Source organism: Lentzea alba, assembly GCF_011067745.1.
Lineage (GTDB): Bacteria > Actinomycetota > Actinomycetes > Mycobacteriales > Pseudonocardiaceae > Lentzea > Lentzea alba.
In genome coordinates this window covers 529,457-545,805 of sequence record NZ_JAAMPJ010000004.1, presented here as the reverse complement: position 1 = coordinate 545,805, position 16,349 = coordinate 529,457, and the positions used below count along the sequence as shown (strand labels likewise).

At 69.4% G+C, this 16,349-nt stretch carries 19 protein-coding genes and 1 riboswitch; of the genes, 11 read left to right on the top strand and 8 right to left on the bottom strand.

The features are described 5' to 3' along the window. Nucleotides 1–16: 16 nt before the first annotated feature. Together G7043_RS18280 and G7043_RS18275 are read right to left on the bottom strand one after the other, a co-directional pair. The gene (locus tag G7043_RS18280; RefSeq protein ID WP_313887960.1) at nucleotides 17–841 is read right to left on the bottom strand and encodes a tRNA (adenine-N1)-methyltransferase; all 825 of its coding nucleotides are present in this window, start codon (nucleotides 839–841) and stop codon (nucleotides 17–19) included. A 15-nt stretch (nucleotides 842–856) separates the two neighbouring features. Further along, nucleotides 857–1,975 (bottom strand): site-2 protease family protein, encoded by a 1,119-nt coding sequence (locus tag G7043_RS18275; RefSeq protein ID WP_313887947.1) that lies wholly within the window; start codon nucleotides 1,973–1,975, stop codon nucleotides 857–859. A 173-nt stretch (nucleotides 1,976–2,148) separates the two neighbouring features. Between G7043_RS18275 and G7043_RS18270 the strand changes: the two genes are divergently transcribed. The 4 genes from G7043_RS18270 to G7043_RS18255 are packed head-to-tail and all read left to right on the top strand — an operon-like array spanning nucleotide 2,149 to nucleotide 4,816. Continuing rightward, nucleotides 2,149–2,994 (top strand): RecB family exonuclease, encoded by an 846-nt coding sequence (locus G7043_RS18270; protein ID WP_166046851.1) that lies wholly within the window; start codon nucleotides 2,149–2,151, stop codon nucleotides 2,992–2,994. Next, nucleotides 2,991–3,758, top strand: coding sequence for a thioesterase family protein (locus G7043_RS18265; RefSeq protein ID WP_166047091.1), 768 nt, complete (start codon nucleotides 2,991–2,993; stop codon nucleotides 3,756–3,758). Before G7043_RS18270 ends, G7043_RS18265 begins: the two co-directional genes overlap by 4 nt. A 26-nt stretch (nucleotides 3,759–3,784) precedes the next feature. Further along, complete coding sequence (locus tag G7043_RS18260; RefSeq protein WP_166046850.1) at nucleotides 3,785–4,141, top strand: hypothetical protein; 357 nt, start codon at nucleotides 3,785–3,787, stop codon at nucleotides 4,139–4,141. 60 nt (nucleotides 4,142–4,201) lie between these two features. Then, nucleotides 4,202–4,816, top strand: a complete 615-nt coding sequence (locus G7043_RS18255) for a phosphoribosyltransferase (protein ID WP_166046849.1) — start codon at nucleotides 4,202–4,204, stop codon at nucleotides 4,814–4,816. Here G7043_RS18255 and G7043_RS18250 read toward each other — a convergent pair. Genes G7043_RS18250 through G7043_RS18240 form a run of 3 tightly spaced genes read right to left on the bottom strand, consistent with a single transcriptional unit; the run spans nucleotide 4,777 to nucleotide 6,222 of the window. Then, nucleotides 4,777–5,088 carry an antibiotic biosynthesis monooxygenase family protein gene (locus tag G7043_RS18250; protein WP_166046848.1) on the bottom strand — a complete coding sequence of 104 codons (312 nt, stop codon included), beginning with the start codon at nucleotides 5,086–5,088 and terminating at the stop codon, nucleotides 4,777–4,779. The two genes, G7043_RS18255 and G7043_RS18250, sit on opposite strands and share 40 nt — an antisense overlap. After that, entirely contained in the window at nucleotides 5,085–5,945 is an 861-nt protein-coding gene (hisG, locus tag G7043_RS18245) for an ATP phosphoribosyltransferase (protein WP_166046847.1), read from the bottom strand. The genes G7043_RS18250 and hisG overlap by 4 nt, the downstream gene beginning before the upstream one ends. A gap of 13 nt (nucleotides 5,946–5,958) precedes the next feature. Then, nucleotides 5,959–6,222, bottom strand: a complete 264-nt coding sequence (locus tag G7043_RS18240; protein ID WP_086667212.1) for a phosphoribosyl-ATP diphosphatase — start codon at nucleotides 6,220–6,222, stop codon at nucleotides 5,959–5,961. A 108-nt stretch (nucleotides 6,223–6,330) separates the two neighbouring features. On the opposite strand from G7043_RS18240, the gene G7043_RS18235 reads away from it, so the two are divergent. The 7 genes from G7043_RS18235 (at nucleotide 6,331) to G7043_RS18205 (ending at nucleotide 11,727) form a co-directional block, all read left to right on the top strand. Next, nucleotides 6,331–6,981, top strand: coding sequence for a (2Fe-2S)-binding protein (locus G7043_RS18235; RefSeq protein WP_166046846.1), 651 nt, complete (start codon nucleotides 6,331–6,333; stop codon nucleotides 6,979–6,981). Nucleotides 6,982–7,029: 48 nt separating this feature from the next. Next, nucleotides 7,030–7,204: riboswitch (cobalamin riboswitch) on the top strand. Between the two features lie 33 nt (nucleotides 7,205–7,237). Then, on the top strand, nucleotides 7,238–7,426 hold the full coding sequence (locus G7043_RS18230) for a CbtB domain-containing protein (RefSeq protein ID WP_086667226.1): 189 nt from the start codon (nucleotides 7,238–7,240) through the stop codon (nucleotides 7,424–7,426). A 20-nt stretch (nucleotides 7,427–7,446) separates the two neighbouring features. Next, nucleotides 7,447–8,214 carry a CbtA family protein gene (locus tag G7043_RS18225; RefSeq protein ID WP_166046845.1) on the top strand — a complete coding sequence of 256 codons (768 nt, stop codon included), beginning with the start codon at nucleotides 7,447–7,449 and terminating at the stop codon, nucleotides 8,212–8,214. Nucleotides 8,215–8,274: 60 nt separating this feature from the next. Continuing rightward, the gene (locus tag G7043_RS18220) at nucleotides 8,275–8,739 is read left to right on the top strand and encodes a YbaB/EbfC family nucleoid-associated protein (protein ID WP_166046844.1); all 465 of its coding nucleotides are present in this window, start codon (nucleotides 8,275–8,277) and stop codon (nucleotides 8,737–8,739) included. Continuing rightward, complete coding sequence (locus G7043_RS18215) at nucleotides 8,736–10,172, top strand: hypothetical protein (RefSeq protein ID WP_166046843.1); 1,437 nt, start codon at nucleotides 8,736–8,738, stop codon at nucleotides 10,170–10,172. Before G7043_RS18220 ends, G7043_RS18215 begins: the two co-directional genes overlap by 4 nt. Then, the gene (locus G7043_RS18210) at nucleotides 10,172–10,648 is read left to right on the top strand and encodes a hypothetical protein (protein ID WP_166046842.1); all 477 of its coding nucleotides are present in this window, start codon (nucleotides 10,172–10,174) and stop codon (nucleotides 10,646–10,648) included. The genes G7043_RS18215 and G7043_RS18210 overlap by 1 nt, the downstream gene beginning before the upstream one ends. Next, on the top strand, nucleotides 10,645–11,727 hold the full coding sequence (locus G7043_RS18205; protein WP_166046841.1) for a hypothetical protein: 1,083 nt from the start codon (nucleotides 10,645–10,647) through the stop codon (nucleotides 11,725–11,727). Before G7043_RS18210 ends, G7043_RS18205 begins: the two co-directional genes overlap by 4 nt. Here the strand turns inward: G7043_RS18205 and G7043_RS18200 are convergent. Genes G7043_RS18200 through metH form a run of 3 tightly spaced genes read right to left on the bottom strand, consistent with a single transcriptional unit; the run spans nucleotide 11,678 to nucleotide 16,276 of the window. After that, on the bottom strand, nucleotides 11,678–12,025 hold the full coding sequence (locus tag G7043_RS18200) for an MmcQ/YjbR family DNA-binding protein (RefSeq protein ID WP_166046840.1): 348 nt from the start codon (nucleotides 12,023–12,025) through the stop codon (nucleotides 11,678–11,680). The genes G7043_RS18205 and G7043_RS18200 overlap by 50 nt on opposite strands. Before the next feature lie 50 nt (nucleotides 12,026–12,075). Beyond that, on the bottom strand, nucleotides 12,076–12,702 hold the full coding sequence (locus G7043_RS18195; protein ID WP_207311290.1) for an HAD family hydrolase: 627 nt from the start codon (nucleotides 12,700–12,702) through the stop codon (nucleotides 12,076–12,078). Nucleotides 12,703–12,739: 37 nt separating this feature from the next. Then, nucleotides 12,740–16,276, bottom strand: a complete 3,537-nt coding sequence (gene metH, locus G7043_RS18190) for a methionine synthase (protein ID WP_166046838.1) — start codon at nucleotides 16,274–16,276, stop codon at nucleotides 12,740–12,742. Nucleotides 16,277–16,349: the final 73 nt, after the last annotated feature.

Here is a 16,349-nt window from a genome sequence, read left to right as displayed (position 1 = left end):
CGGGGCCCTCACCGGTTCAGCCCTTGCTGGGGCGGCGCTGCGGCTTGGGCGCGGTGACGCCGTCCGCGAGCTTGCGCGTGGTCAGCAGGAACGCGGTGTGCGCGATCATCCGGTGCTCCGGGCGCACGGCGAGACCGACGACGTGCCACGGGCGGACGAGCGTCTCCCACGCGTGGGGCTCGGTCCAGCACGTCATCTCGCGCAGCGCCTCGGTGACGACGGAGAGCTGTGTGGTGGTGGCGACGTACACGACGAGGACGCCACCGGGGATGAGGTTCTTCGCGACCGTGGGCAGCACCTCCCACGGCGAGAGCATGTCGAGGATGACCCGGTCGACCTCGCCCTCGTGGTTCTTCACGTCGTCGACGGTGATCGACCAGTTGCCGGGGCGTTCGCCGAAGAACTGCTCGACGTTGCGGATCGCGTGGACCGCGTGGTCGTCGCGCACCTCGTACGACTGGACGCTGCCCTTGTCCCCCACCGCGCGCAGCAGCGAGCACGACAACGCACCAGAGCCCGCGCCCGCCTCCAGAACGCGCGCGCCCGGGAAGATGTCGCCGTACATGACGATCTGCGCGGCGTCCTTCGGGTAGATCACCTGCGCGCCACGCGGCATCGACAGCACGTAGTCCGGCAGCAGCGGGCGCAGCGCGAGGAAGTTCGTGCCGCCCACCGACTGCACGACGGACCCCTCGGGCTGGCCCAGGAGCTTGTCGTGCGGGATGGCGCCGCGGTGGGTGTGGTACTCCTTGCCGGGCTCCAGAACGACGGTGTAATGCCGTCCCTTGGGGTCGGTGAGCTGAACCCGGTCGCCCGGACGGAACGGGCCACTTGCGCTAATCACCGCGCAATGGTGTCAAACGCCCTTCTCAATGGCCGCACGCAGGTCCTCCCTGCGCAGCACACCGGCCGGCCGGCCCTCCAGGTCGACGACCAGGAACTGCCACGCGGCGGTGCCCTGGACGCGTTCCACGATCTCCTCGCCAGGCTCGTCGGCGAGCAGCACGGTCTCCGGCAGGATCGGCTCGGCGGCCTGCTCCGCGGGGGCGAACGGGCTCGCCGCGGCGAGTTCGCGGGCCAGTTCGGTGTCGAGCAGCCCGGCCGCCACGCCGTCCGCCCTGACCAGCACCACGCCCCGGCCCGCCGACGTGCTCAGCGCGTCCGCCACGGGACTTTCCGCCGGCAGCTGGAGCACCGGGCGGATGAGGTCGTTGAGGGTGACGCCCGCGGGCCACGTGCGGCGCCGTTCGCTGGCGAGCTCACTCCTCGCCCCGGCGACGACGACCCACGCCGTCAGCACGCACACGCCGAACCGCAGCCAACGGTCTTCCGCGCCTTGCGCGACGCCGTAGAGCGACCACGCCACCAGTGCGATGGCAACGGCGAAACCGCCGACCACGGCCACACGCGTACCCGTCGCGCGTTGCCCGGTCGCGGCCCACACGCCCGCTCTGACGATGCGCCCGCCGTCCAGCGGAAGTCCCGGCAGCAGGTTGAAGACGGCGACGGCGACGTTCGCGGCGGCGATCTGGAAGACCAGCACCCACACGACGTCGCCCGGTTCCATCACGAGCGCCCCGATGCCGAAGACGACGGCCAGCAGCACGGACACCGCCGGACCCGCGCCCGCGACCACGCCCTCGTGAGAAGGCTTGCCGGGCGTGCGCATGATCTCGGACAGCCCGCCCAGCAGGAACAGCCGCAGTCTGCGGACCGGCAGGCCGAGCCGGAGCGCCGCGACGCAGTGACCGAGCTCGTGGGCCAGCACGCTGAGCCCGAGGAAGACCGCGAAGAGCGCCGCCAGGAGCAGCCCGATGGCGGGCGGCGTGCCGGGGGCGAGGTCGTCGACGAGCGGCGCGTAGAAGGCCACCACGATCGCCGAACCGATCCACCACGACGGCGCGAGCAGCACGGGGATGCCCGCCACCCGGAACAGCAGCAGGCCGCCCTCTCGCTCACTGATCCGCGCGGCCACGGGTGAACTGTAGAGCGGTGGGTGTGATCTCGCGGTTCGGTGCCCCCCGCGAGGTTGATGAGGGGAGCTTTCCCAAACCTGAGGTTGATGAAAGCTCCCCTCATCAACCTCGCGGGGGCCGTACTCGGCGGGCGGACACGGAATTGTCAGACCCCTGTCCTAGGGTCGAACCCATGAGCACCACGTTGCGCAGGCCCGCGCTGTCGCCGTCCAGGGCGGGGGACTTCAAGCAGTGCCCGCTGCTCTACCGCTTCCGCGCGGTCGACCGGCTGCCGGAAAGGCCGACCAAGGCGCAGGTGCGCGGCACGGTGGTGCACGCGGTGCTGGAAGACCTCTTCGCCCTGCCCGCCGCCGACCGGGTGCCCGACCGAGCCCGCACGATGATCGAGCCCGCGTGGGAACGCGTGAAGGCCGAACGCCCGGAGTTCGCCACCCTGTTCGAGGAGCCGGGCGGCGCCGAGGAGGCGGAATGGCTGGCCTCCGCCACCAAGCTGCTGGACGGCTACTTCGGCCTCGAGGACCCGAGGCGCCTGGAGCCCGAGTCCCGCGAGCTCCTGGTCGAGTCCGAACTCCCCTCCGGCGTCCTGCTGCGCGGCTACATCGATCGCGTGGACGTGGCCCCGACGGGTGAAATCCGGGTGGTGGACTACAAAACCGGCGCCGCGCCCCGCGAGATCGGCGAGGCCAAGGCACTGTTCCAAATGAAGTTCTACGCCCTGGTGCTGTGGAAGCTGCGCGGCGTGGTCCCCCGCCAGCTGCGCCTGATGTACCTGGCCGACCGCCAGGCCCTCGCCTACACGCCGGACGAGGCAGAGCTCTCCCGCTTCGAACGCACCCTGGACGCCATCTGGCAGGCCATCATGCGCGCGGCCCCGACCGGCGACTTCCGCCCGAACCCCAGCCGCCTGTGCGACTACTGCGACCACAAGGCCTTCTGCCCGGCCTTCGACGGCACGCCACCGCCCTACCCCGGCTGGCCGGAGCCCGACGACACCGAACCCCTCCAGGACCGCGACTGATGAGCGCCTTCTACCTGCCGCTGGGCGACGACACGTTCCGCTCGACCACGCACACGGTCGGCCCGTGGGGCCCGGACAGCCAGCACCTGGGTCCGCCCTCCGCCCTGCTGGTGCGCTCACTGCTGGCCACGGGCCGCTCCTCGCTGTCCCGCGTGACCTTCGAGGTCCTCGGCCCGGTCCCGGTGGCCGACCTCACGGTGTCCACTTCGGTCGAACGCCCCGGCCGCTCCGTGGAACTGCTGTCGGCCACCCTCTCCGCAGCCGGCCGCGTCGTGCTGACCGCGCGTGCGTGGCACATCGTCGGCTCGGACACCACAGCCGTGGCCGGCGGCGATCCTTCCCCGATGGCACCCCCTTCCACCGCCACACCGATGGAGGTCCCGGACTACTGGTCCGGCGGCTATCTGGCCGCCGTCGAGTGGCTTTCGGTGTCAGGCGGCATCTTCACGCCCGGCGACGCCCAGGTGTGGGCCCGTCCGCGCGTAGCCGTGGTCGACGGCTTCGAACCCACGCCGCTGGAACGCCTGTTCTCGGTGGTCGACTCGGCCAGCGGCGTTTCGTCCCGTGTGGACATCCGCAAGTGGTACGCGATCAACACCGACCTGACCGTCCACCTGCACCGCCAGCCGGTCGGCGAGTGGGTCGGGATGGACGCGCGCACGACCATCGGGCCGGACGGGGTGGGGCTCGCGACCAGCGTGGTGCACGACGTCGAGGGCCCGGTGGGCACCACCGCGCAAGCGCTGTTCGTGCGCGAACGCTGATTCAGGTCAGAAAGCGAGCGACAACCGTGCGCGGTGACGAGGCGATCGTGGTGAGAATGTTCGTCACGTGGCTCAAGTCCGAAGGGTGGACGATCGACGCTTTGCGCGATCACTGGGACGTCATCGCTTCCAAGAACGGTGAGACGTTGTACTGCGAGGCGAAGGGCGAGACGAGCGAACCTGGTCTCGACATTCACACCGCATACGGACAGATCATCTGCCGACAAGGCGAGGTGGACGAGCAGACTGCCCGCTACTGCTTGGTGATCCGAGACGAGCCGAGGTCGTTGCGCGCGGCTCTTCGCGCCCCGGCCAGAGTGCGGACGCTCCTGCGGACATCGATCTACGCAGTCGCGCACGATGGCGCGGTCCGGATCGTCTGAGCCCACGACTACTTCTGTCTGGCGCCGGCTGACCAAAGAAGGCGTAGCGTCACCAGGACTGTGAAGAGGTTCGCGAACCGGCAAGAGGCGGGCCGCGCCCTCGCCGCGCGACTCGCCACCCAGCCGTGGCACGACCCGCTCGTCCTGGGCCTCCCCCGAGGCGGCGTCCCCGTGGCAAAGGAAGTAGCCGAAAAGCTCGACGCCGAACTCGACGTGGTCGTAGCGCGCAAGATCGGCGCCCCAGGCCACCCCGAGTACGGCGTGGGCGCCGTCACCGCGGACAGCGAGCCCATCTACGACCGAAGAGTGCTCAGAGCCCTCAACCTCACCGAGGAACAACTGGGCCGCACCTGCGACGAAGAACGCGCGGAGGCCCAGCGGCGCACCACCCTCTACCGCGGCGACAAACCGCTCACCATCAAGGACCGCGACGTGATCCTCGTTGACGACGGGCTGGCCACCGGCGTGACCGCCCAGGCCGCGCTGCACTGGATCACCCAGCGCGAGCCGAAGAGCGTCACGCTCGCCGTCCCGGTAGCGGCGAAGGAGTCGCTCACCACCTTCACGGTCCCCGTCACCGCGATCCTCGTCCCGCGCCACTTCGGCGCGGTCAGCCGGTGGTACGAGCGGTTCGATCAGACCACGGACGACGAGGTGCTCAGCGCGCTCTCGTAGTGCTCCACGACGGGGAACGGCGAGTAGAACTTGTGCAGCAGCGCGGACCACCGCGCGTACGCCGGGCCCTGCCGGAAGCCCACGGTGTGGTCCTCCAGCGTCTCCCAGCGCACCAGCAGCAGGTAGCGCGACGGCGTCTCCAGACACCTCAACAGTTCCAGGCCGCGGAAGCCCGGCGAGGCGCTGATCAACGACCGCGCCTCGCCGAACGCCCACTCGAACTCCACCTCGGAACCCGGCAGCACGTCCAGCACCGCCTGTTCGAGGATCACAGCCGGCAGAACCTGATGTCCGAGGCCAGCACGGCCTTGGCACCGATCGCGGCCAGCTCGTCCATCACCTTGTTCGCATCCTTGCGCGACACCATCGCCCGCACGGCCGCCCAGTCCGGGTTGGCCAGGGGCGCGACCGTCGGCGACTCGAGGCCCGGGGTCAGCGCGATGGCGTCGTCGAGGATCGAGCGCGGGCAGTCGTAGTCGAGCATCAGGTACTGCTGCGCGAACACGACACCCTGCAGACGGGCCGTGAGCTGCTTCTTGGCGGCCGTCAGCTCCGAGTGGTTGCGGTGGATCAGGACCGCCTCGGACTCGCAGATCGGCTCACCGAACGGCACCAGGTCGTGCTGCCGGAGAGTCCGCCCGGAGCCGACCACGTCGGCGATCAGGTCGGCGACACCGAGCTGGATCGAGATCTCCACGGCACCGTCGAGACGGATCACCTGAGCGCTGATGCCGCGAGCTTTGAGGTCGCGGCCGACCAGCTTCGGGTACGCCGTGGCGAGGCGCTTGCCTTCGAGGTCGGACACCTTCCAGTCGGTGCCCTTGGGCCCCGCGTAGCGGAAGGTCGACCCGCCGAAGCCCAGCGCGAGGAGCTCCTCGACCGACGAGCCGTTGTCGTCGGCGCCGGAATCCGCCGCCAGGTCGCGGCCGGTGATGCCGAGGTCGAGGTCGCCGGACGCCACGTAGATCGCGATGTCCTTGGGACGCAGGAAGAAGAACTCGACGTCGTTGTTGGGGTCGAGCACGGTGAGGTCGCGCGGCTCGTGCCGCTGCCGGTAGCCGGCCTCGGTCAGCATGGCGGAGGCGCGTTCGGCGAGCGCGCCCTTGTTCGGGACTGCAACGCGCAGCATGTGAAAGTCTCCGTCAGAGGTACTTGTAAACGTCTTCGAGGGTCAGGCCGCGGCCCAGCATGAGCACCTGGAGGCGGTACAGCAACTGCGAGATCTCTTCGGAGAGCTTCTCGTCGGACTCGTACTCGGCGGCGATCCAGACCTCGCCCGCCTCCTCCAGCACCTTCTTGCCCTGCGCATGGACGCCGGCCTCGAGCGCTGCGACGGTGCCGGAACCAGCCGGCTTGGTGGCGGCTCGTTCGGTCAGTTCGGCGAACAGGGAGTCGAAGGTCTTCACGGGTTGACATCCTCCCATCCCCACGCCCCCCGTCCACACCGCGGTCACATCTGTCCCAGGCCGTGGACGTGATCTGTCCTGCATGGACACCCGGTACGGTGAATTCTCGTGTCGGAGTTCGCGGAAGTGCTCGAAGCGTTGCGCCGGGTGCGCGGCATCAACCCGTTCTTCGCGCTGGACGTGGGCCGCCCGGACGAGTCGTGGCTGCCGGGAACGGCACTGCTGGAAGGCCCAGCGCTCAAGACCACGATCGACGCCATCGCGACCCGGTACAACGCGGACGAACCACGCGTCGCGGCGAGCCTGTTCTTCCTCAGCTACACCGCGCGGCTGCTCAGCCCGCTCACGGCGGCGAACCTCCCGATCGACGTGCGGCCGGAGAACCTGTGGTGGCACTACGACCCCACCAACGGCCTGAGCGTCCGCATCGACCAGCCACGGCTGGGCCCAACAGCCGCCGAGGCGCTCGCCCCCGTGGTGGAGGCGATCCACGCGGAAGTGCCGGTGGCGCGCGGATTGTTGTGGGGCAACGCGATGTCGAACATCGCTGGCGCGCTCAAAATGGTTGTCCGCGCACGCATGCTCACGGCCGAGGAAGCGGAACTTCGCGGTGTGCGGCTGATGAGCGCACCGCCGTTCGAACTGGCCGGGGAATTCATCTCGTTTCCGGGCGAGGTCACGTTCCGGCGTCGGTCGTGCTGCCTTTACTACCGCGTTGCCGCAGGTGGGAAGTGTGGCGACTGTCCGCTCGTGAAGTGAGGAACGCAACAACTCTTATGGCCGGTTGTGCTTAACGGGCCGATCAACTTACGGTGCACGCGCCGCAGTGACGGGAAGCCGGTGAAAATCCGGCGCGGTCCTCGCCACTGTGACCGGGAAGCGATCCCCGCCGAGCACGTCACTGGTCCCGCGAGGGGCTGGGAAGACGCGGGGGCAGCGTTGATCCGGGAGTCAGGAGACCGGCTGCGGCGCCGCAAGGAGAGTTGACCTTCCACGAGGTATGGAGGAGCCCGTCATGACGAGCCCCGCAGCACATCTGTCCGCCGTCCGCGTGCCCAAATGGGCCCTCGCCGTCTCACTGCTCGGCCTCATCGTCACCTACCTGGTCCTGCAGGAGAACGGTCTCGCGCTCGGTGCGAGCTCGGAGCTGCTGCACGAGTTCTTCCACGACGGCCGGCACGCGCTCGGCGTCCCGTGCCACTGATCTGATCCCAGATCAAGCACATGACTGAGCATCCAGTTACGTACAAGTCCCTTGCGCTGCGCGGAATCGCGGCCGGCGGCATCGCCGGTGTCGCCTCCGCGCTCGTGCAGCTGCTGGTGACCGAGATCCCCATTCGCGCCGCGCTCGCGGTCGAGGAGGCCAGGGAACCCGCCGGTGAGTCCGCCGGCCACTCGCACGGCGGCGAGGAAGAGCTGGTCAGCCGCGGTGCCCAGATCGTGGGCGGCATGCTCGGCGTGGTCATCGTCGGCATCGCGGTCGGGCTCGTGTTCGCCACCGCCTACGCGTTGTCGAAGCGCTGGTTCACCGGCCGCACGCCGTTCAGCCGCAGTTTCGCGTTCGGTGCCGCCGTGTTCGGCGCGGTGGCGCTGCTGCCGTGGCTGAAGTACCCGTCGAACCCGCCCGCCGTGGGCGACCCGGAGACGGTGAACTACCGGACCGCGCTCTACCTCGGTGTGGTGGTGGCCGGTCTGGCGATCGTGTGGGGTGCCAGCTGGCTCGCCGAACGGCTGCGCGCGCAGTCGCAGCCGGTGCGGGTCACGGCCGTGCTGCTCGCGGTGGTCGCGGCCGTCGCGGTGGTGCTCGCCGCGTTCCCCGCGCCCTCGGACACGATCCCGGCGGACATGCCGGTGACCGTGCTGTGGCAGTTCCGCCTCAGCTCGCTCGCCCAGCTCGCCACGCTCTACGTCGGTCTCGGCGTGGTGTTCGGCCTGCTGATCGACCCGGCCACGCGCAAGGCCAAGGCCGTCGGCAAGGCCGCTGTCGCCTGATGGTGTGGGGTGGCCGCGGGTGCGGCCACCTCGCCCAGGCGGCGTTGGTACGTTCGGCGCATGCCCGACAGCGCTGAGTTGCTGGAAGAGATGCGTCAGAAGCTCGAGTTCTTCGAGCGGGCCAACCGTGCGGCGCAAGCCCGTGCCGCCGGGTACGACGCGATGGGCACCGAGCTCAGAACGGTCGAGGCCAGCGCCCAGTCCCCCGACCGGTCCGTCACGGTCGTCGCGGGTTTGTCCGGTTCCATCAAGGAAATCCGGTTCACCGAGGACGCGAAGCGGCTCAGCACCACGCAGCTCTCCCAGGCCGTGATGTCGACGCTGCAGCAGGCCGTCGCGGCCGCCGCGCGCCAGCAGGCCGAGATCGTGCAGGGTCACGTCGGCACGGACATCCCGATCGCCGAGCGGGTGATGAAGACCCAGCAGGAGATCTTCGGGGCGCAGTCCGCCGAACCTCCCGCCCGTCCGCGCGTGGACGACGACGCGGACTCCGGCAGCATCTTCCGCCGGGACGACCGCTGGTGACCGGCTACGTCGTGCACCCGGACGAGCTGGCCCGGTGCGCCAAGTCCGTCGGTGGCCTCTCCGGCACCTCCACCAGGCTCAACGACGCGGCCACCACCGCGTCCGTGCCCGCGCTCAGCTGGGGCGCGCTCGGGCACCTGCTCGGCCTGTACGAGCAGTACGACGCTCTGCTCGGCGACCTGCACGGCCACTTCGGCAAGATGACCGAGGGCTTCGGCAAGATCGACGCCGCTCTCACCGCCACCGCGCAGACCTACGCCGACAACGAGAAGACGACCGCCGACGCGTTCGGCAAGACCCTCCGGACAGGACTCGACAACGCCTCGGCGCCGCCGATGGTCTCCGGTGGCAACGCGACCTCGGGCCTGGGCGCGCTCGGCAGCGGCTACGGCGGCCAGTTCTCCGGCGGCAACGTCGGCAAGCAGGCGGCGAAGTCCGTCCCGTTCGGCGGCAGCAGCTACTCGCTCATGAAGGACGCCACGAAGCTCGGCGACTCGATCAAGTCCGGTGACGGCGCGGCGATCGCGAAGGACACCGTCAGCGTCATCTCCGACATGAACAACTTCATGCAGGAGGGCATGAAGCTCGCCGGTGCCATCGCCGACCCGCTGAACTTCCTGATCAGCAAAGGACTCGGCTGGCTGCTCGACGTCGTGGCGCCGCTCAAGCAGGCCGTGGACCTGGTCACCGGCGACCCGGCGGCCACCGGCAAGGCCGCGGGCACGTTCAACGACATCGCGAAGCAGACCGAGGAACTGGCCCGCACGTTCGACGAGCAGCTGAAGACCGGTCTGCAGAGCTGGAAGTCCGAGGCCGGCGACAAGGCCGCGGCGAAGCTCGGCGGTTTCCACCACGGCATCGAGGGCACCGCGTCCACCGCGGGCCACGTCGCGTCGGTGCTGCAGGCCAGTTCGATGTTCATGCAGGTGGCCGAGGACATCGTCAAGGGCATCCTGAGCGACCTGATCGAGTGGCTGGTCGTCACCTGGATCGCGGCTCAGCTCGCGGCCGTCCCGACCTGTGGCGCCTCGGAGGTCGCGGCCGCCGGGGCGACCGGTGTCGAGTCGGGCATCGCGACCGCCAAGGCCACCGGCGAGGTCGGCAAGGTCCGCTCGATCATCCAGAAGATCATGAACGTGCTGAAGCGGATCCGCGAGGTCATCGGTCGCTCCAAGATCGGCAAGGCGTTCGTCGAAGGCACCTCGAAGAAGCCCGACACGCTCGGCAAGGCGTTCTCCGAAGCCGTCGAGAAGAACGCGGAGAAGGCGCTCGGCTTGGACAAGAGCGGTCCGGACGGCATGAAGTACACCGACCCGGTCAAGATCGCGAACAAGGTCGCCGGGTACGCCGACGGCGTCTACAAGACCATCTCGTACGACCAGCGCGGCGCGGACCAGGAAGCGGCCAAAACCGATCAGGAGCTCGACATCTGATGTGGTGGCGGCCCAAGCGCTTCAGGCCCACCGAGGTGGTCACGTCCGTGGGCGGGCGCACGTTCACGACGCGCACCGAGGTCCGGGTGGTCGGCCTCGAATCCGTTGGTGGTGACCAGAAAGCACGCGAGGAAGCCTTCGTGACGGTGAGCACGTTGTTGGGCCCGTGCCCGCCGTTGCGGGTCTCTGACCGTGCGACGGAGGACTGGCGCCGCATCACGCACGACGAGAACGCGGGCGCGGTGGCGTTGGGCGTGCCGTGGTTCGACGACAGGTTCCTGGTGTTCTGCGACGACCTCGCGTTCGTGCGCTACCTGACCCCGGCGCTGACCGCCGAGCCGTGCGAGTCGACCGGCGGCCTCGAACTGGGCGGCGGGGTGATCGCCGTCCGTCGTGAGGGGGTGGGCCACGACGTCGCGGCCGCGAACTACCTGAACGCGCTGATTCCTTTGCTGCCACGGGAGTTGCGCCGATGAACGACGCGCCGATCGTCGTAGGGCTGTCCGACGAGGCAGCCGTGGTGGTGGAGCAGGACCGGGTGCTGTTCACGCGGCTCGTCGGCGGGGCGCGCATCGCCACCGACGTGATCGGCGTGCCGCTGGCGGCCGTGCTGAAGGTCGAGCCCGGCGTGCTGCTCAAGCCGCTGAAGTACCGCACGCCCGAGCACACGTCGAGCCACCCGCTGAAGTTCGAGCTGCCCGCCGGTCCCGCGGTGTGGTTGCGCGCCGCGTTCGACGTCATCATCCCGACCGCCGATCCGCGTGGGCTGGCCGCCGAGATCGAACGGCGCCGGCACCGCGTCGCGCGGTACGGCGGGGTGGCGGCGTCGTTGGTGTGGGAGAAGAACCCGCGACTGCGTGCGGCCGGGCCGGACGGGTACGTGCCCGGTGTCCTGCCGGGCGCCCCGCTGGCACCGGACATCGGGAAGTGGCACGCCTCCGGACCTGTTCCGGTGGGCCCGTTGTCACCGGGCTGGCCTGCCGGTGAGCCGGTCGTGCCGGCCGCGGTGCCATGTCCCGAGTCGTTGCCGGTGGTGTCGGAGACGTTGGCGAACGGTGTGCGGTTCTCGGTGTCGGTGCGGCGGACGTTCCTGGGCTTCGAACCGGTCGCGCCCGGAGTCGTCACCGACGCGGCGCCCACGTCGTCGTTGAGCGAGCCGCTGGCCGGGTGGCACGTGGTGCGGGCCGGAACCGTGCGCGGCACGCACCAGCCGGTTCGGTGGTGTGCCGTGGACGAGCGGACCGAGGTGCGCCTGGAGCTCGTGGAGGGGCCGGCTTTGTGGCTGTGGGGGCCGGTGCAGGAGTGGCTCGTGTGCACGCCTCGGGCCGTGGAACTGGCGGAGGCGGTGCGACTGCGGCAGGGCGTGGGGATGCGGTACCCGTTGTCGAGCGACCTCGGGGCGGAACGGCGCACGTGGCGGAACCTGTCGTCGACGCGGCCGGTGGACACGCCGGCGGGACGAGCGTTGCCGGCTGTCCCGGAGTGGGCGCCGACGATGCCGACGCTCATCCCGGCGGAGTGCTGGGAGCCTTGCGCAACCGCGCCGGGGCCTTGATCCGCCACGCCTCCTCGACCAGTTCGGCCAGCTGGCCGGGATCGACCTTCGCCAGATCGACCAGGATCGCTCCGTACCCGTCGTAGTGCGGTGTCGTGTAAAAAGCCGGGTCTCCGGACGCGAGCAGCGCCGCCTTCTCGTCCAGGGCACACATCAGCACGAGCCCGCCCTCGGCTTCGGTCCGCAGCCGCGCGAACCCCTTGCCGACCACCTTCAACGAGGGCGTCCGGTGCCAGGTCGCCTCCTCGACCTCCGGCAGCCGCGAAGCCAGTGCCACCACGTCGTCCCATGTCGCCATGAGTGTCATGGTCGCAACGACCGAGCCGTTCCGCCTTGGACGAATGGAAACTAAAGGGCTTTCAGGACGTCCAGATCCACGCCGACGAGCGAGTCGCGGAAGATCCGCCGCTCCCCCGCCTCGACCTCGACATCGCAGGGCACGACCAAGACCGTGCACCCGGCCGCCACCGCCGCCGCTACGCCCGTCGGCGAGTCCTCGATCGCCACGCACCGGGCCGCGTCGACCCCGAGCAACCGCGCGGCCTTCAGGTAGGGCTCGGGCAACGGCTTGTTCAGCCCGTTCACCTCGTCCCCGCACACCGTGACGTCGAACAGGTCGCGGCCGATCGTGTCCAGCGCGACCTCGGTCAGCGAACGCTCGGTCGACGTCACGAGGGCCATCGGAACGCCCGACGAGCGCACCGCCCGCAAGGCCTCCTGAGCCCCGGGACGCCACGGCAGCCCGGCGCGGAACACTTCCTCGGTGCGGCGTGAGATCCACGCGGCGCCGTCGACCAGGTCCTCGGCGCTGGGCTCGATGCCCACGTCGGCGAACAGCAGGCGCATGGTGGTGGGCACGTTGGTGCCGACCATGCGTTCACGGGTTTCCAGCGACAGCACCCCGCCGAGCTTCTCGGCGTACTCGTAGAGCGGGATGTCCCAGAGCTTCTCGGAGTCGAGCAGCGTGCCGTCCATGTCCCAAAGAACACCAAGAGGATTCGAGACAGCGGGGTCAGACATTGAAGTACTTCGCCTCCGGATGGTGCGCCACGAAGGCGTCGGTGGACTGTTCCGGGTGTAGCTGAAGTTCCTCGGACAGCGAGACCCCGATGCGCGCGGGGTCGAGCAGGTCGACGATGCGCTTGCGGTCTTCCATCTCCGGGCAGGCGCCGTAGCCGAACGAGTACCGCGCGCCGCGGTAGCCGAGTTTGAAGTACTCCTCGACGTCGGCCGGGTCCTCTGCGGCAACGGACTCACCGCTCGGCCACACGAGCTCCTCGCGGACTCGCTTGTGCCAGTACTCGGCCAGCGCTTCGGTGAGCTGGACCCCCAGTCCGTGGACTTCCAGGTACTCACGATACGCGTTCTTGCCGAACAGCTCGTTGGCGTAGTCGGCGATCGGCTGACCCATCGTCACGAGGTGGAACGCGATGACGTCGACCTCACCGGACTCCCGCGCACGCCAGAAGTCGGCCAGGCAGAGGCGGCGATCCCTTTTCTGGCGCGGAAAGGTGAACCGGAACCGCTCCGGCGAGTCCACCGAGGGCTCCTCGAGGATCACCAGGTCGTCGCCGTCGGAGACGCACGGAAAGTAGCCGTAGACGACGGCGGCGTGGGCAAGAACACCTTCCGTGGCAAGGCGTTCCATCCAGTAGCGCAGGCGCGGACGACCCTCGGTCTCGACCAGGTCCTCATAGGACGGTCCGCCGCCGCGCGTGCCCTTGAGGCCCCACTGGCCCATGAACGTCGCCCGCTCGTCCAGGAGCGCGCTGTAGTCGGCGACCGGAATGCCCTTCACCACCCGGCTGCCCCAGAACGGCGGTGCCGGGATCGGGTTGTCGGCGGCGACGTCCGAGCGACCGGTGACGACTTCTTCTTCCACCGCGGCCTTGCGGGCGGCGGCGATGCGCAGCGAACGTTCGCGGCGCGCCTTGCGTTCGGCGGCCTTCGCCTGGGCCTCGGGATCCACCATCGGGGCCTCGCCGCGCTTGGCCGCCATGATCGCGTCCATCAGGCGCAGGCCTTCGAAGGCGTCCCGGGCGTACTTCACGTCGCCGAAGTACATCTCGGTCAGGTCGTTCTCGACGTACGCGCGGGTCAACGCGGCGCCGCCCAACAGCACGGGCCACCGCGCGGCGACACCCCGGGAGTTCATCTCCTCGAGGTTCTCCTTCATGATCACGGTCGACTTGACCAGCAGGCCGGACATGCCGATCGCGTCCGCGCGGTGTTCCTCGGCGGCTTCGAGGATCGCGTTGATCGGCTGCTTGATGCCGATGTTCACGACCTCGTAGCCGTTGTTGGACAGGATGATGTCGACGAGGTTCTTGCCGATGTCGTGGACGTCGCCCTTGACGGTGGCGAGCACGATGCGGCCCTTGCCGCCGTCGTCGGAGCGTTCCATGTGCGGTTCGAGGTGCGCGACGGCGGACTTCATCACCTCGGCGGACTGCAACACGAACGGCAGCTGCATCTGGCCGGAGCCGAAGAGCTCACCGACGGTCTTCATGCCCGCGAGCAGCGTGTCGTTGATGATCTGCAACGCCGGGCGCTCGTCCAGAGCGGCGTCCAGGTCCACTTCGAGCCCGTTGCGCTCGCCGTCGACGATCCGGCGCTCCAGTCGTTCGAACAACGGCAAAGCCGCGAGCTCTTCCGCGCGAGACGCGGAGTTCGACTTGGTGGTGACGCCCTCGAACAGCTCCATGAGCTTCTGCAGCGGGTCGTAGCCCTCGCGGCGGCGGTCGTAGACGAGGTCCAACGCCACCGCGCGCTGCTCGTCGGGGATGCGCGCCATCGGCACGATCTTGGAGGCGTGCACGATCGCGGTGTCGAGACCCGCCTGGACGCACTCGTGCAGGAACACCGAGTTCAGCACCTGGCGCGCGGCCGGGTTGAGTCCGAAGGAGACGTTCGACAGGCCCAGAGTCGTTTGCACGTCCGGATAACGGCGCTTGAGCTCACGGATCGCCTCGATCGTCTCGACGGCGTCGCGGCGCACCTCCTCCTGGCCGGTGGAGATCGGGAACGTCAGGCAGTCGACGATGATGTCGTTGACCCGCATGCCCCAGTTCGTCGTCAGGTCCTCGATCAGCCGGACGGCGACGCGGACCTTCCACTCGGCGGTGCGGGCCTGGCCCTCCTCGTCGATGCACAGCGCCACGACCGCCGCGCCGTGCTCGGAGACCAGCCGCATGATCTTCTGGAACCGGGAGTCAGGGCCGTCGCCGTCCTCGTAGTTCACCGAGTTGACCGCTGACCGGCCGCCCAGGCACTCCAGACCGGCTTGCAGCACGGCGGGTTCGGTCGAGTCGAGCATGATCGGCAACGTCGACGCGGTGGCCAGCCGGGAGGCCAGCGCGCGCATGTCCGCCTCGCCGTCGCGGCCCACGTAGTCGATGCAGAGGTCGATCAGGTGGGCACCCTCGCGCGTCTGGTCCCGCGCGATCTCGATGCAGTTCTCCCACTTCTCCGCGAGCATCGCCTCGCGGAACGCCTTGGAGCCGTTGGCGTTCGTGCGCTCGCCGATCATCAGCACCGAGGCGTCCTGTTTGAACGGGACGGCCTGGTACAACGAGGACACGCCGGGCTCCGGACGCGGCCGGCGCGCAGAAGGGCCGAGATCGCGCACGGCGTCGGCGACCTGGCGCAGGTGTTCGGCGGTCGTGCCGCAGCAGCCGCCGACGAGCCGTGTGCCGAACTCGCGGACGAACCCGGCCAGCGCCTGGGCCAGTTCCTCCGGCCCCAGCGGGTAGACCGCGCCGTTCGGGCCCAGTTCGGGCAGGCCGGCGTTCGGCATCACCGACAGCGGGATGCGGGCGTGCTTGGACAACGTCCGCAGGTGCTCGCTCATCTCGGCCGGGCCGGTGGCGCAGTTGAGGCCGATCAGGTCGATGCCCAGCGGCTCCAGCGCGGTCAGGGCAGCGCCGATCTCCGAGCCCAGCAACATCGTGCCGGTCGTCTCGACGGTCACCTGGGCGATGATCGGGACGACCCGCCCCTCGGCCGCCATCGCGCGCTTGGCGCCGATGATCGACGCCTTGGTCTGCAGCAGGTCCTGCGAGGTCTCGACGATGATCGCGTCCACGCCGCCGACCAGCAGGCCCTTGCACTGCTCCTGATAGGCGTCGCGCAACGTCGCGAACGGCGCGTGGCCCAGCGTCGGCAGCTTGGTGCCGGGGCCGACGGAGCCGAGCACGAACCGGGGCCGGCCGGACGTGCTGAACTCGTCCGCCACCTCACGGGCCAGCGCGGCGCCGCGTTCGGACAGGTGGAAGATCTGGTCCGGGATGTCGTACTCGGCCAGGTTCGCGAGGTTCGCGCCGAACGTGTTCGTCTCGACGGCGTCCACCCCGACTTCGAGATAACCGCGGTGCACGGACTTCACGACGTCGGGGCGTGTCACGTTCAGGATCTCGTTGCAGCCCTCTAGACCGTTGAAGTCATCTAGAGAGAGGTCAGCGGCCTGGAGCATGGTGCCCATGGCGCCGTCAGCGACGACGACCCGGTTCACCAGCGCTTCCAGGAACGGCGACTCTCCGCGATCACGCATGGGCCAAGCCTACGATGAGTTAGCAGGGAGAGGCCGTAGTCTGGCGCCGTGAACGATCCGTCCCAGACCCCAT